This window comes from Haloferax mucosum ATCC BAA-1512 (genome assembly GCF_000337815.1).
In the GTDB taxonomy this organism is placed as follows: Archaea; Halobacteriota; Halobacteria; order Halobacteriales; family Haloferacaceae; genus Haloferax; species Haloferax mucosum.
In genome coordinates, this window is record NZ_AOLN01000010.1 from 1 (window position 1) to 13,793 (window position 13,793).

Consider the following 13,793-nt stretch of genomic DNA (forward strand, 5'->3'; position numbering starts at 1 on the left):
GCAAAGTAAGATGTAGTTGATGCCCAGGAAATCTGACATCAATCGCAGAAGTGTGCTAAAAACAATCGGTGCTGCAGGCAGTGCAACGCTTCTTTCGTCCACAGCAAGTGCTTCAGGTGACACCCCTGAGTCTGATCGAGATATTGAGGAATTATCTCGCTCAGAGATTGATCAGACGATATCTATGATTCAGGCCGATAGTGAGGCTAACAAACTTTTGGACTATATCTCTGACCATGGTTGGGGTTGCAATCTCAAGGATGGAACGTACAGAAAAATCGTTGTCCCAGATGGAGATGACTTTATAATTGTCGCGGTAATGCTATCAAACGTTGAAGAAGACGGTTCTGATGGTGTGTTCCGTTGGACTAGTACAGACGAAGAGCCGACAAGTGTTAATTTAATTAACACTTCAGAGCATACAGAAACTTCGGCTGTAGTAATTGATGGAACCGTAAAAGAGGAAACAAGCACGTTTGGGCATCCTGATTCCGATGATATCACTGATTCTGGTGGTATGGTTCAACCGATGGATAACACTGCGCCCCCTGGCAGTGGCGGTGTCTGCTACCGATGTGGTTGTGAAACCGTGGTATCCCGCAACTGTACGAGCTATAACTGGGATTGTTTAATTATCGCAGGTAGCGTTTGGGGAGCAAGCTGCGCTGTAGGCAAGATCGGGTGCTTCCTATCTTCAAGTGGTAATCTTGCGCTGTGGATCGTTGGCGATAACTGTAATATTTGTGACAATTACAAAGTATCGAGGGCTGAAATTGGATACGCCTGTACTCACGAGGACTGAACTCAGGAACGGACAAATGACACTGTCTATATAGGACCAAGCAGCTCGAAGAGCTAGCGACCTATACTACTCTCAGACCTGCTCAGAGAGACAGAATCGGTTCTGTATCTCCTCAGCGTAGAACGTTCGTCCCAAGCAATTTTCAAGTAGGCACCTCGGTTAGCTGACAGGTTGCAGTCGACGAGGCTGCTGTCAAACTCAACAGAGAGTAATCATGGTTATACGCTGCAGTAGACCTCGACAGAAAAGTGACTTTTGACGTTGCGTTATTTGAACGTCATTAGACTAATTTAGCTGCTGCGTTTCTACATGGACTCACGGAGAAACAGGACTGTTCAGAGGCGATGTTTCTTGTCGATGTATTTGGCTATTGGAATTCATGCGTATGTCTGCTGAATCTCTGCCAATGGCTTGCAGTGTTCATCTATTACTATCACTTTCACCGACCGAGTCAGTTACTAAACCGAAGAATATCAGTTCTGGCGATCAACTAGACAGTGATAGTCAGGTTATAATGTAGCTGAGACGGAACGTTCACGCCGCTGTTCAGTGTATATTTTGAGAGTGATCCCAGACAAGCATAACCCTATACCATATATCAATATTATTATTGATACACGTAGATCTGATCCTATCGGGAGGTCAGAGGTAACTCCTAAAAACGGTGCTAGGGTAATCGTGAGTACTAGTAGTGCAATTGATGAATTGCTGGGTTTTTCTAGGGGAATTCGATACTGAACTAATAAAGATACACCGAGTAAATATGTTACAAACACCACTAAACCCAGCTTCAAATTCCAGAATGAACCATAGTACATGAGAAGTACCATAGCTGATGCGGACAATATTCCGAAAATCGGTGTTGGTATCTCGTCCATATTTGACAGTGTTATTGCTTCAATATATAACTGGAGGATAGATGTCGGAAATGCCTCTTTACTGGTGGAAGACGGTACCTCTGCTCTGCTGAAATCTTCTTTACACCTGGTGACTTATTGAGGTTCGAATTTCCAACAGCATTCGCAGAAACCCCTGGAATAGCAACTCTTCACAATGTTTACGTTGAACGTTTTCAACGGAGACGAACTACTGGTACGCATTCAACGATGACTTCAACACCATTGAGAACGCCTACCGACTTGATGCTTCAACCACCACCCATCAGTCACAGTAACTAAATAGACGCGACCTACGCACGCTTCGTAGTCTGCGATTTGGTCAGTCATTCACGAATTCGTTCTTGGAGTTCTCGACACTGTGTTCAGTCTGGAACCGCTCGATTCGCCGCCACTCGAAAGGCATCGTTGCGCTCGTAGGTAGCTGGGACGTCGCATGCTTTCTTCACGACGCCCAGTTCTGTGAGGAAGCGGAGGTACTTCTGTGCGGTACCGGGCGTGACTTCTACTCGGTCTGCGATTGCAGCGACACGCAATGGCTCAGCGAGCTGGAGGGCGACATCGTATATGTTTTCGACCGCTGTCCGACGATTGAGCACTGTATCCCACTCAGCCGCGAAATCTATCGACGGTGGATCGCTCATGATGCTCGTAAAGAAATTCGTTTGAGAGGCTTATTACCCTTCCTGTGGGAGGCCCGTCGAGCCACCCGACCCCGACGCTGCCCCCAACGTCGTCAACGAACTCTTGAGACTAATTGCGAGCTGAATCTTGATGATCAGGGTCCACGCGTTAATCGTTAGGACGACGGTTGCAGCCGCCGACTGCACGGACGCTGCGTCGTCGAGACGGTCCTCAAACACACTGGCGTCGTTGGCAGCGACTCGCCCATACGCGGTTATCGCCCGCAAGTAAGCGACGAGAGCCCAGGCGCGGACAGCGGGGTCGTCGTCACCGGCGTTCGCTGCCGACGACCGTACGGCCGAGGTGACGTCGCGAAGGCCGGCCTGCAGATCCCCGACGACATGCTCGGCTGTGTCTTGATCCGCAGCACCCATCGATCCGAGTGCTTCGAGCGCTGCTTTTTTTCAATCGCAACAAGGCCATCACATTGTTTATTGTCAGCGGAATCTGATATCGGGTAATGAACGGCGACGAGCCTCCCGCTGAAGCCACCCCTACCTCCTCCCCTCCGGCCAACGCTGAGATCGTGGAGGCGCTCCTCAGCGCACTCGATTCCGATACCGACGCGTTCCGCCAGTCACACGTCGACAGCATCCTGTCGCTGCTGTCGGACAACGCTGACGACGATAGTCAGTCGGCACTCGCCGACGCTCTCTTTGCAGCCATCGTCGATGCAATCAAAACCGGACAGTTCGAACAGCTCTCCGTTCCCCTCGACCGTTTCGAGTCCATCGTCGCGCACACCCCTCGCGCTGACACGCTTCGACAGCTACTAGCTCGGACGCTGGTGCAAGCAATCGGGTATGACGGGGCATCAGGACGCGTCGAATCCATGGCGACCCACCTCGAACGCATGGAGTCACTGGCAGATGAATACGACAATGACGACAGGACCCAATATCTTCATTCACGCGCACTCTACACCGCTGCATATCATGAGGGAGAGGCCGGTCGATTCGACGACGCTCAGCGGTCACTCGACCGGCTGGAAGCCCACGCCCGTGCGCACCCGGACCACAGAGGAGTTCAGTCCCAGTTCGCAACAGGCCTGTTCAATGCCGTGTATCATGCGACCGACGCCGACCAGCTCGACGTGCTTCAGACGCACCTTGACCGCCTCGATGCCCTCGCGATGGAGTATCCGACCACCGACGAGATACAGCTCCAACTCGCCAACGGACTGTACAACGCTGCAGGTGCGGAGGGCAAAGCCGGAGCATTCGAGCGCCTCGACGCCCGCATCGACCGACTCGAACAGCTGTGCGACGCCACCCCGACTGAAGCGATTCACGTCCGCTATGCGAAGGGACTCTATAACGCAGCGACGTACAATGCGAGCGCTGGGCGGTTCGAGGCGGTTCAATCCTACCTCGACGATCTCGACTCGGTCGTCTCCACGTATCCCAACAACGAAGCGATTCAAACCCGCATCGGTGAGGCGCTCTATCACACCAGCTACTACCGGGGCGAAGCTGGTCGGCTCGACGCACAGCGAGCGGACCTTGAACAGCTCGCGGAACTGGTCTCCGAGAATCCAGACACCGATGCCCTCCAGCGCAATCTCGCCAAGAGCCTGGCCAGTGCTGCCACGCACGCTGGGAGCCACGGCCAGTTCGAGGAACTCGACCACCTTCTCGACCGGCTCGAGACACTGGCCGACGACCAGCCCGACCACCAGGAGATACAGTCGAGGCTCAGTCTCGCGCTATTCAACGCCGTGACCGACGCGGGCCAAGCCGGTCGGTTCGAACACCAACGAAGACTCCTCGACTGGCTCGAAACCCTCGCTGAGAGCCACTCTGGCATCGAGAAGATTCACGTCAGACTCGCAAAGGCGACCCTGAACGCGACGCAGAATCAGGGGGATGCCGGGCTACTCGTCGGTCTCCACGTCCATCTCGACCGTCTCGAAGCACTCGTCGCCGACTTCCCGAACAACGCAGAGATCCGAAGCGCGTTTGCCACCTCGCTGTACAACGCCGTCACGTTCATGGGAGAGGCCGGTCGGATGGACGACCTCACGACGGTCCTGTCGCGTCTCGAATCCGTCACCGAAGCCTCGACCGAGTTCGAGGCGGTACAACGCCAGTTCGCCGACACCCTCCGCGTGGTGGTGTATTACATGGCAACCACCGGCCGATTCGAGGACGGACAGTATTACCTCAACCGCCTCCACCGCCTCGCCAGCAGCCATCGTGACGATACCGAAATCCAGTGTCACTACGCAAGAGCGCTGGAGACGGCTATTTCCCACGAGGGCGACGCCGGTCGAGTCGACGTGCTCCCGACGCGGCTCGACCAGCTCGAATCCATCGCAGCGGCCACTCCCGAGAGCGAGCGAATCCAACGTACGTTCGCTTCGGGGCTGCAGACTGCGATCCTCACCCAGCGGGAGGCAGGCCGATTCGAGCACGACCGGGACTATTTCGACCGTCTCGAAGCGCTCGCACGCGAACATCCGACCGACGAGGAGATACAGGTCGTCCTCGCGGACGTTCTCGCGAACGGCGGTTCGCTCGACCAGCTCGAATCACATGCTGGTGCATATCCCGCCGTCTCAGGCGTCCAGGCAGCGTTCGCGACGGCGCTCTGGAACGCCACATTCCACGCGGCCGAAGCCGGACGGACCGATGTTGTGGACACACAACTGGACCGTCTCGAAGCGCTGGCGACGGTGTATCCGAACGTCGAGACGGTACAGGAGCGACTCTCGAAAGCAGTCTTCACCACCGCACGATACCAAGCTGAGGACAGCCGATTCGACGCGTTCGAGCGGTCAGTCGACCGCCTCGAAACACTGGCTGCCGACAATCCCGCCACCGATGCGATCCAGTCTGATTTCGCGCAGGTTCTGTTCAACGCGGTCTTTGCGTCGAGTGGTGCTTGGCAGTTCGAAGACGCAGGGGATTACCTCGACCGGCTCGAAGCCCACGCCACAGACCATCCCAATGCCGAGGAGATTCAGTCCGAGTTCGGTGCTGGGCTCTGTAAACTCATGGAACGGGAGGCGGCTGCTGGTCGACTCGACGACTTCCGAACGCGCCTCGACAGGCTCCAGACCCTCGCTCGGGACAATCCCGACAACCAGATGATCCAACGGCGACTCGCCTGGGCACTGGTTCACGCTATCAAAAATCAGGTGGGGACACCCGGCGACCGTCAGTCGGCTCTCGAACGGCTCGAACTGCTCGCCCACGACTTCCCCGACGACGAGGAGATACAGTCACAGCTAACCAGTGCACTCCAGTTCGCTCCATTCGCCGAGTATGACGGGTTCGACGGCCCCTCGTCTACCTAAACCGAAACGGTGCAATTAGGTCTGCCTCTATCGTACGGAAACAAAGTTGACGGCGAAACGCCCGGTTCCGGGCAATCACAGGAGCCCGAGACGTACGAAGACGAGCAATTCGGGACCTTCGAGAAGAAGCCGACCAGGAGCGGCTATTCTACGACCGCCGAATGGAACGGCAACGAGATAGAGCTGATCCTCTCGCCCACCGAAACCGGCGAGCGCCTGTCCGGACTCTCCGTCGCGAAAGAACTGTGGGACGACCAGTCGGCGTGGAACGAACGGATCCAGCAGTACGCGCTCGACGAGTTGCTCGAACTCAAGAACGTGGAGTGGATCAGAACAGACGAGGACACGGTGACCGCCGAAGAGTTCACGGACAGAATGGAACCGAAAACCGTCACCATCGGCCACGATGGCAGGTTCACGTTCTGGCATCGCGGCAATGGCCTGTTCTTCGACCACCGTATCAAGGTCTCTGGCACCCTCGAAGAGGGGATTACCGAGGCGTATCTGTGACCTGCACCGACGACTGAAACCGGACATTCCGAACCATGCATCTCGAACCGGCGGACAGCAGTATCGAATACCTCGAAGACTTGGCGACGGGCACGTTGACAGTCGAATCCGAGGACACGAGCTACACCATTGAACCGAGTGATCTGCTGGACATCGCGGAGTTGGACGCGCATCTTTCAGGGGTCTCCTCAGAGGAGATTTCGTCGTCTCTCGGACTCCCGGTGGACACGTTCGACGGGCAACCCGTGTATCGCGGCAGCGAGACCGGACTGGAACTGCACTACGCGGTTCTCGGTGGTGACCCTGACGAGCGATTCGCCGTGCTTTCGTTCGGTGAAGTGCAATCCGGGCGTTACGCGTACAAACTCGAAGCTGTGCTGTGGCCCGGTCGGCCGTCAGGTGACTGAGATAGGACGCTCGGCGGCCACGCACAGTTACGACAGATACCCGACCCAAGTCCGTCGGCGTTCGGGCGACTGTGACCGGTCGCGTTCGTTGTACACGACGAACAGCCCATCCTGTGTCGGGACGAAGCGCATCTTGTCGGCCACACCATGCAACACGGATTCAACGCCGCGAGTCCGTCAATGGCAACGCGTAGTCCGTCCTTGCCTGCCTCGTCGTCAACCATGTACAGAGCGTAGCTTGCGACGACGACATCCACCGGTTCCTCAACGTTCGGTTCACGAAACGACCCATGGTCGAACGAGACGTTCTCGATACCGCGACACTCAGCCGTCTCACGGGCGTATCGGAGCCACTCGTCCTAGATGTCCTGCCCTAACACGTGGTCACACTTCGAGAGCTACGATACCTGTTCCCGTACTGATATTGACCACGATATCATCGTGCTCGATTGGGGCGTGCGTGAGAAGATACCGAGAATTTCGTGAACTCGTCTTGAAATGTGTCGTTCATAACATCAAGCGTGCCGCACCATAGCCAAATCAACCGCTGTATGGCGATTTACCAGCCGTTGAATTGGTCCCTTCGGCACTGGTGCCACCTGACTACTGAATGAACACAGCGGCTTGCCCCTCGTGAGCGGTGGCACTATCTCTGGACGGAATATTCCGGCTGATTTCTGACAATCACCGAGAACTATCTAAATTGGTCAAGTTCCCTAGCTCATTTTCCCAGATGTCTAGCCCAATTTCTCGACGAATCAACGCGAAAATTGTCCATCCTCAGAAACTATGTTAGTCGTTTGCACTCGCTACTGCCAAGAGAGACCCTGAGAAACCGTTGGCGGCGCGAGCGGGCTCGACGGAAGCTCACCGCCCGGGTCGGGATCGTTGTATGCCTTCGGAGCTACGTCATTTGGTGCATTGGGATAGAACAGAGACGCAACTGCGTGGATGTGTTCGCGGCCTACGTCGAGTTCGAATTGCCCACCGCCGAACATCTGGATATCATGCTCTCGGCAGTAATCGATTGTGTCGAAGAGCGACTGGACCGAGCCGAATCGAGATGGCTTGATGTTGAGCCACTTCGGTTCCCACGGGAGGTTTTCGACCGTCTCGACACCTCGAATCGGGTAATCCCACGTCACACGGGCTTTCTCATCTTCGAACAGTGGTCGCGTTTCCTCGTTGATTTCCGGGTCTTCGATGAGTGCCTCGGGAAAGCCGTCGATGATTCGCTTGTAAAGTTCTGGATCAGCAGGCTGATCGACTGTCGTCCCGTGGTATTGCCCTTTGAGGTCGAGTGTTCGGACGGCGTCAGTTGCCGCGAGTCGCTCTATGACCTCTGTAGTCCACTCCGATGTCGGGTCGAGTTTGAACTCTAGCTCAGGGTTGCGGTCGAGCCAGTCGAGCACGATGTCGCCGGTCGGCGGATCCTCCAGACGCGTACTCACGACGAATCGAACGGGGTCGTACGTGCGGCCGAGGCAATCGGCGAGGTTCGTGTTGGACTGTTTCAATGCGAGGTCGAGCGCGGCGCTCTCGAACGCCCATTGTCGATAATTATGGAATATCGATTGGTCCGGTTCAGTACCGTGAAAGAGATCGATCTCGGATACTTGGCCCGAAAACTCGTCGAGGGTGTATTCACCCGTTATGGGGAAGTCTCCTACGGAACCGTTGAGGGCTTCGTGGGCGTCGTTGTCGTACGTGACGTCCTCGCCACGCCCGGTTTCGCCATCGCCGTGTAACGAGACGATGGTCGTCGCTCGGGTGAAGCCACTGGACGTGTCCCGCTCGCGCTGTTCGAGATCGTAGTCCTCTAGTTCGAATTCCAGTTCGGAAACGTGATCGTACAACATCGTGAGTCCTCCTTTGTCCCGACGCCATTAATAAGTGAGAGAGACAATCGTAGAACCTGGTAGCATTCCTGTCATCCGCTCCTCTGTTCGGGTCGCGGTGGCCTGACCTTCTGGAGTCAAGGAATGTCCGGTTGGTCAACACTCAGCGCACGCGTCGGTCCCTTGGGGGGACTCCGAGCGCTGGCATCTACTGTGGCCGTCAGTATGGGATATGGGTTGGGAGTTGGCATCCTTGTCACCTGGTGTTGTTCCTGTCCGCAAGCACTTATTCCGGTGCGTGGACGAATTTAGATCCTATGGACAAGGTAACTGCTACTCCGAGCGATCAGTTGCTCACGCCCCAGAACTGTGCAATCACACTCATCGACCATCAGCCCGAGATGGTACTCGGAGTCAGTACCATCGAAACCGGGAAACTCCGGAATAACGTCGCCGGGTTGGCAAAGACCATCGACGCGTACGACCTCCCGGTGGTCCTCACAAGCATCGGCAGAGAGTACAACGGGCCTCTCTTTGAGGAGATCACGGAGACGTTACCGGACGAGGAGGTAATCGACCGAACGACGATGAACTCGTGGGAGGACGAGGCGTTCGTCGAAGCTGTCGAAGCCACCGGCCGTGACCGCTTGGTCATCGCTGGCCTCTGGACTGAAGTCTGTGTCTGCTTCGCTGCGCTCTCAGCGGTGGACGCGGGATACGACGTCTACGTCGTTGCCGATGCATCTGGCGGACAGACGACCCCAGATCACGAATGTGCGATGGAGCGGATGATCGAAGCCGGTGTGACACCAGTCACGTGGTCGCAGGTCCTCTACGAACTGCAGCGCGACTGGGCAGCTGACGGTGCCGAACGAGCGCACCAGATCGCAAAAGATCACGGTGGCGACTTCGGGATGGCCGTCGAGTTCGCGGACTTCCTCTCCGAGTAGGATTACTCGGACAGGTTCAGGGGACCTTGATGTAGTGGTATCCGTCTTCCTGACGCCGCGTGAGTTCTCCGACGGACGTGGGGGCCGTCTCGGCGACGTCAAGGATGTCGTCTGGCGTCAGTCCAGCGGCCTGCATCGATTTCTCGCAGGCTACGAACTGGACAGCTCCCTCGGATAGTTCGGCGACTTCCTCGGCGTAGTCGGAGTCCGACCGAACGAGTTCGATACCGGATGCGTTGACGACGACTGCGACAGCATCCATCTCGACGGATTCGTCGTGAAAGATACCCTTGGCGTATCGAATCGCCGCGTCTTGAATGTCGTCCGCTCCATCTGCCACGTGAAAGACGGTCTTCATACCGATTTCATCGGACAGCGGTCGGTAAGTGTTTTCGCTGCCGTCGATTCAGCTCCCTCGAACCGTTTGGCGAAATTCAGATCGGGCCGTCTCGAAGCCCGAGAGACCGACAAACAAAACCATCAGCGCAAACAGCGAAACAAGTGCTGAGACGTAGGTCGACAGCGGAATTATCAGACAGCTCCCGACAGCAACGACGAATCTAGGGATGCTGATCGTTCCGGTATCGCGGAATCGAAAGAGGTTGTGTCCGATCAAGTACAGTGCCCCACCGCCACCGAGCGCCACGGCTGGGATAACCCCAAGCGACTCTCCGACGTGTGCGAGCGTCTGCTCGATTCCGAGCGCGGTAAAGATGATTCCCGCGACCATCGGGAGGTGGAGATAACTGTACGAATCCCGTGCCAGGGCCGCTCGCTCCGAACCGGTCGCCGAAACGAGTCGCCGTTCGGCAGCGAGCACGACGTAGTCGAAGTAGAGCCACCAGAGTGCGAATACGAGCAGGATTCCAGAGAGAGCGGCGACGATAACGCTCGGAGTGAGCGCCAGGTCACCGGCGTTGACGCCGACGCCGATTGCCACGATAGACTCGCCGAGTGCGATGATAAGGATCAGGCGATAGCGCTCAACGAAGTGGCTCGCCTGGATTTTGAAGCCGGACACACCTCGGACCAACGGGACGCCGTAGTCGACTGCGAGCGCAATGGTCCACAACAATGCTTGCATCGATCCATCGAGAAATCCCGCCGGGATGAGGAGTATCGGTCCAAATAAAAATCCAGGGGCGAGTCGCAAAATCGCATCTCGAGTCTCCGGATCGGTGGCAATCGCGTACAGCACTACATGCAATACCCGGACAAGGAAGTACGCAAGGCCGAAGAGTACGCCGTCATCGCCGAAAGCGTCGGGAACAGCGAGTGCGACGATGAGCATTGCCGCCATCGCTGTGAGAAGCACGAGTCGTGCCGGTAGTGCTTCCTCAGCGGGAATTGCGTTCGTCAACCAGGAATAGGTGACCCACGCCCACCACAGTACGGCGAGCAAGCCGACACCACGAACGATTCCGACCCACGTCAGATGGTTGGCGAGGAAGCCACTCACCTGGGTCATGGCGAAGACGAAGACGAGGTCAAAAAATAACTCCAGTGGCGTTACTTCCTGTTCGCTCTCACCGACATTTGCGTGAGTCGAAAAGATGGATAGAGCCGATGTCATCTACCCTTTCGTTTCAGACGGCGGGGCTTCAATATTCAGGAGTTGCGTGCTCTCTAGGAGTGTTTGGCTCGGTGATACTGTTACTCAATCAGAGCTGGACCGCGATTCGCCAGCCCATTCACTCGTCCACTCCTCTATTTTGTCGAACACCGGGCAAAGCGATTCGCCTTTCGTAGTGAGGCTGTAGAACGTAGCGACGGGTGCATCCTCTTCCAGACGCCGATTGACGTATCCTAACTCCTGGAGGGCATCCAAGACCCGGGAGAGGGTCCGGCCTGACGCACCGGTCGAGCGCTTGAGTTCGTTAAACCGTTTCTCAACCTACTGCAGGTCGTAGAGAACGACCAGTCGCCACTTCGATTCGAGTTGGCTGAGCGAGTCGATCACGTTACACAAGTCGTCGCCGAGATCGGCCTCCGAATCTGACCGGGGTACTGGCATGACTGTCACCTGGTGCTGTCGTTGTCTGCGGGAGCTTATACCGGTTCGGAAACGAAGTAGGTTACACAACGATACTATGATGAGCGATCAATCCACACTCACGAAACCGCCGGTGACGGTCGAGACACCGGACAGTGCGCTCCACACGACTGGACTGGACCACGTCTCGATTATCGGAAGCAACGTCGAGGACACGATCGCGTTCTACCGTGACGTACTCGGGATGTCACTCGTCCTCAGGCAACCTAATCTCGACGCGCCGAACATCACACACCTGTTCTTCGATACGGGGGATGGACGCATGCTGACGTTCTTCGTCGAAGACGGTCGAGAGACGAACGCGGGCCGCCTGCGAACACCGATTGGCGGTGTCCACCACGTCGCGTTCAGGTACGAGCCCGAACGGCTGGAAGAGACCCGTGCCGGGCTCGAAGAACACGGGCATCACTACAACGAGTTTGACCGTGGGATCTTCCACTCGCTGTATACAACCGATCACAACGGTCTCGTCATCGAGCTGGCGACCGACAAATTCGAGATTCCCGACGATCGGCGCGGCGAAGTGCTGGCCCTCGCACAGGAAAAACGACTCCAAGACGGTGCCGAGTACGCCAAAGCGGAACATCTCGAAGCCGCACTCGACGAACTCGACATACCCGTCGAACGGAAGACACTCCCCGACGCGCAGTCTGGTGCTGGCGGATTCGACTAAGCTCGGCAGAACCCAGAGAAACGGAGCAAAGCCTCACGGCGCCCCTTCGCATACCACTCACATGCTCACTGATACATCCGGAATCCACCACATCACAGGAATCGTTCGCAACGCCCAGGAGAACGTCGACTTCTACAGCGGCGTGCTCGGTCTTCGGCTCGTCAAACAAACGGTGAACTTCAACGACAAGTTCACCCGGCACCTCTTCTACGGTGACGAAACTGGCTCGCCAGGTACCGCCCTGACGTTCTTTCCGTACCCCGCCGAAGACGATGGTCGCCCCGGAAAGCCACAGATCAGCACCGCTGCGCTGACTATCCCGTCGAACTCGGTGTCCTACTGGCAGGACCGACTAGCCGAACACGACGTCACGGTTGAGGGACCACGCGACCGGTTCGACGAGACAATCCTTCGGTTTTCCGACCCGGACGGCACACAACTCGAACTCGTCACCGGTGAGCCAGACGTAGAGCCGTGGGTGGACGGTCCGGTTCCAACTCAGCACGCGATTCGCGGTATCCACGGCGTAACGCTACTTTCGACGAGCGTCTTCGTCACTGCGAGCGTACTGGATACACTGGGATTCGAACTCCTTGATCAAGCTGGTGACCGGGTTCGGTATCAGGCACAGGGGGACCATGCGACCGTCATCGATCTCCTCGACCGGGACGCCGAGTTTGGTCGGGAGGGTGCTGGATCCATCCATCACGTTGCCGTGCGGATTCCTGAAAAAGACCAACTCTATGAGTGGCACGACCTCTTCCGCGAGCGTGGATACGATGTGTCACGAGTGAAGGACCGTCATTTCTTCCACTCGCTGTACGTTCGTGGACCCAGTGGAATCCTGTTCGAACTCGCCACCGAGGTTCCCGGACTCACAGGTGAGGGTAATCTGGACACACTTGGGGAGTCGCTGTTTCTCCCACCGTGGCTCGAAGAAGACCGTGAGATGATCGAGGGGAAACTGCAGCCACTCGATTTCACTGTGGGGGGCGACGAATGGACGAGCGAGTAGATTCCTCCGGAATAGACGAGCACCCGCACCAAGGACAACCAATCGAGACGGCGGGTGCACCCCCACAAGCTGCAGAAGCTGCAGTCGTCATGCTCCACGGACGCGGTTCGACTGCCAAGCAGATTCTCAGATTAGTTGACGAGATTAACCATCACGGCGTGGCCTACCTTGCCCCTCAAGCAGCGAACAGTACCTGGTATCCTCACTCAGGGTTCGCACCCTTCGAAGACAACGAACCGTGGTTCTCATCAGCACTCAACCATGTTTCGAGCGCACTTGAGATGGCTGCTGATGCAGGGGTAGCGCCCGAGCGAACGATACTGCTCGGATTCTCACAAGGTGGTTGCCTTGCGAGTGAGTTCGTCGCTCGAAATCCGCGTCGCTACGGCGGTCTCGTGGTGTTATCGGGAAGTCTCCTCGGGCCAGAGCCGAGAGATGACTACGTCGGGTCGATCGATTGCACACCGGTTTTTCTTGGCTGCGGTACCGATGATTCATGGGTCGCTGCCGAACGCGTTCACGAGACAGCGCGCGTGTTGGACGAGATTGGTGGCAACGTAACCAAGCAATTGTACGAGGGAATGGGGCACACTATCAACGACGACGAGGTCCAGGTAATCAATACATTCATTGAACAGTTAACCTATATATCGCGTTCATAGATGTC

13 protein-coding genes and 2 pseudogenes are annotated in these 13,793 nt (G+C 56.6%); 9 read left to right on the plus strand and 6 right to left on the minus strand.

What is annotated here, in order from left to right; translation table 11 throughout:
* Window positions 1-184: 184 nt before the first annotated feature.
* Together C440_RS17295 and C440_RS18015 are read left to right on the plus strand one after the other, a co-directional pair.
* Window positions 185-802 (plus strand): hypothetical protein, encoded by a 618-nt coding sequence (locus C440_RS17295; RefSeq protein ID WP_152417838.1) that lies wholly within the window; start codon window positions 185-187, stop codon window positions 800-802.
* 81 nt (window positions 803-883) lie between these two features.
* Window positions 884-1,296 (plus strand): annotated as a pseudogene (locus C440_RS18015) (IS6 family transposase); the annotation flags it as partial.
* A 767-nt stretch (window positions 1,297-2,063) separates the two neighbouring features.
* Here C440_RS18015 and C440_RS05730 read toward each other — a convergent pair.
* Window positions 2,064-2,342 carry a DUF7342 family protein gene (locus C440_RS05730; RefSeq protein ID WP_008319167.1) on the minus strand — a complete coding sequence of 93 codons (279 nt, stop codon included), beginning with the start codon at window positions 2,340-2,342 and terminating at the stop codon, window positions 2,064-2,066.
* Between the two features lie 33 nt (window positions 2,343-2,375).
* Complete coding sequence (locus C440_RS17670) at window positions 2,376-2,756, minus strand: hypothetical protein (RefSeq protein ID WP_008319169.1); 381 nt, start codon at window positions 2,754-2,756, stop codon at window positions 2,376-2,378.
* Between the two features lie 86 nt (window positions 2,757-2,842).
* Between C440_RS17670 and C440_RS05740 the strand changes: the two genes are divergently transcribed.
* The 3 genes from C440_RS05740 to C440_RS05750 are packed head-to-tail and all read left to right on the plus strand — an operon-like array spanning window position 2,843 to window position 6,597.
* Window positions 2,843-5,680, plus strand: a complete 2,838-nt coding sequence (locus C440_RS05740; protein ID WP_193788392.1) for a hypothetical protein — start codon at window positions 2,843-2,845, stop codon at window positions 5,678-5,680.
* 9 nt (window positions 5,681-5,689) lie between these two features.
* Window positions 5,690-6,190, plus strand: coding sequence for a DUF2262 domain-containing protein (locus tag C440_RS05745; protein ID WP_008319175.1), 501 nt, complete (start codon window positions 5,690-5,692; stop codon window positions 6,188-6,190).
* A 35-nt stretch (window positions 6,191-6,225) separates the two neighbouring features.
* The gene (locus tag C440_RS05750) at window positions 6,226-6,597 is read left to right on the plus strand and encodes a hypothetical protein (RefSeq protein WP_008319176.1); all 372 of its coding nucleotides are present in this window, start codon (window positions 6,226-6,228) and stop codon (window positions 6,595-6,597) included.
* A gap of 809 nt (window positions 6,598-7,406) precedes the next feature.
* Here the strand turns inward: C440_RS05750 and C440_RS05755 are convergent.
* Entirely contained in the window at window positions 7,407-8,456 is a 1,050-nt protein-coding gene (locus C440_RS05755) for an enolase-like domain-containing protein (protein WP_008319180.1), read from the minus strand.
* A 296-nt stretch (window positions 8,457-8,752) separates the two neighbouring features.
* Between C440_RS05755 and C440_RS05760 the strand changes: the two genes are divergently transcribed.
* Window positions 8,753-9,385, plus strand: coding sequence for a hydrolase (locus tag C440_RS05760; protein WP_008319182.1), 633 nt, complete (start codon window positions 8,753-8,755; stop codon window positions 9,383-9,385).
* Between the two features lie 16 nt (window positions 9,386-9,401).
* On the opposite strand, the gene C440_RS05765 is transcribed toward C440_RS05760, so the two are convergent.
* The 3 genes and pseudogenes from C440_RS05765 to C440_RS05775 form a co-directional block, all read right to left on the minus strand.
* Complete coding sequence (locus tag C440_RS05765; RefSeq protein WP_008319185.1) at window positions 9,402-9,743, minus strand: DsrE family protein; 342 nt, start codon at window positions 9,741-9,743, stop codon at window positions 9,402-9,404.
* 48 nt (window positions 9,744-9,791) lie between these two features.
* Window positions 9,792-10,958, minus strand: a complete 1,167-nt coding sequence (locus C440_RS05770) for a low temperature requirement protein A (RefSeq protein WP_008319187.1) — start codon at window positions 10,956-10,958, stop codon at window positions 9,792-9,794.
* A gap of 84 nt (window positions 10,959-11,042) precedes the next feature.
* Window positions 11,043-11,399: pseudogene (locus C440_RS05775) on the minus strand (winged helix-turn-helix transcriptional regulator).
* Between the two features lie 76 nt (window positions 11,400-11,475).
* On the opposite strand from C440_RS05775, the gene C440_RS05780 reads away from it, so the two are divergent.
* The 3 genes from C440_RS05780 to C440_RS05790 all read left to right on the plus strand — a co-directional run bounded on the left by C440_RS05780 (window position 11,476) and on the right by C440_RS05790 (window position 13,788).
* Window positions 11,476-12,111 carry a VOC family protein gene (locus tag C440_RS05780; protein WP_008319190.1) on the plus strand — a complete coding sequence of 212 codons (636 nt, stop codon included), beginning with the start codon at window positions 11,476-11,478 and terminating at the stop codon, window positions 12,109-12,111.
* A gap of 61 nt (window positions 12,112-12,172) precedes the next feature.
* Window positions 12,173-13,126, plus strand: coding sequence for a VOC family protein (locus C440_RS05785; protein WP_008319193.1), 954 nt, complete (start codon window positions 12,173-12,175; stop codon window positions 13,124-13,126).
* A complete protein-coding gene (locus C440_RS05790; RefSeq protein WP_008319195.1) occupies window positions 13,111-13,788 on the plus strand; it encodes an alpha/beta hydrolase in 678 nt (225 codons plus the stop codon). The genes C440_RS05785 and C440_RS05790 overlap by 16 nt, the downstream gene beginning before the upstream one ends.
* The last annotated feature ends 5 nt before the right edge of the window (window positions 13,789-13,793 follow it).

Excerpts from the sequence above, each read along its gene's own strand:
- C440_RS05755 (WP_008319180.1), bottom strand. The coding sequence starts at position 8,456 with ATGTTGTACGATCACGTTTCCGAACTGGAATTCGAACTAGAGGACTAC.
- C440_RS17670 (WP_008319169.1), bottom strand. The coding sequence starts at position 2,756 with ATGGGTGCTGCGGATCAAGACACAGCCGAGCATGTCGTCGGGGATCTG.
- C440_RS05740 (WP_193788392.1), top strand. The coding sequence starts at position 2,843 with ATGAACGGCGACGAGCCTCCCGCTGAAGCCACCCCTACCTCCTCCCCT.
- C440_RS05790 (WP_008319195.1), top strand. The coding sequence starts at position 13,111 with ATGGACGAGCGAGTAGATTCCTCCGGAATAGACGAGCACCCGCACCAA.
- C440_RS05780 (WP_008319190.1), top strand. The coding sequence starts at position 11,476 with ATGATGAGCGATCAATCCACACTCACGAAACCGCCGGTGACGGTCGAG.
- C440_RS05750 (WP_008319176.1), top strand. The coding sequence starts at position 6,226 with ATGCATCTCGAACCGGCGGACAGCAGTATCGAATACCTCGAAGACTTG.
- C440_RS17295 (WP_152417838.1), top strand. The coding sequence starts at position 185 with ATGATTCAGGCCGATAGTGAGGCTAACAAACTTTTGGACTATATCTCT.
- C440_RS05765 (WP_008319185.1), bottom strand. The coding sequence starts at position 9,743 with ATGAAGACCGTCTTTCACGTGGCAGATGGAGCGGACGACATTCAAGAC.
- C440_RS05785 (WP_008319193.1), top strand. The coding sequence starts at position 12,173 with ATGCTCACTGATACATCCGGAATCCACCACATCACAGGAATCGTTCGC.
- C440_RS05730 (WP_008319167.1), bottom strand. The coding sequence starts at position 2,342 with ATGAGCGATCCACCGTCGATAGATTTCGCGGCTGAGTGGGATACAGTG.
- C440_RS05760 (WP_008319182.1), top strand. The coding sequence starts at position 8,753 with ATGGACAAGGTAACTGCTACTCCGAGCGATCAGTTGCTCACGCCCCAG.
- C440_RS05770 (WP_008319187.1), bottom strand. The coding sequence starts at position 10,958 with ATGACATCGGCTCTATCCATCTTTTCGACTCACGCAAATGTCGGTGAG.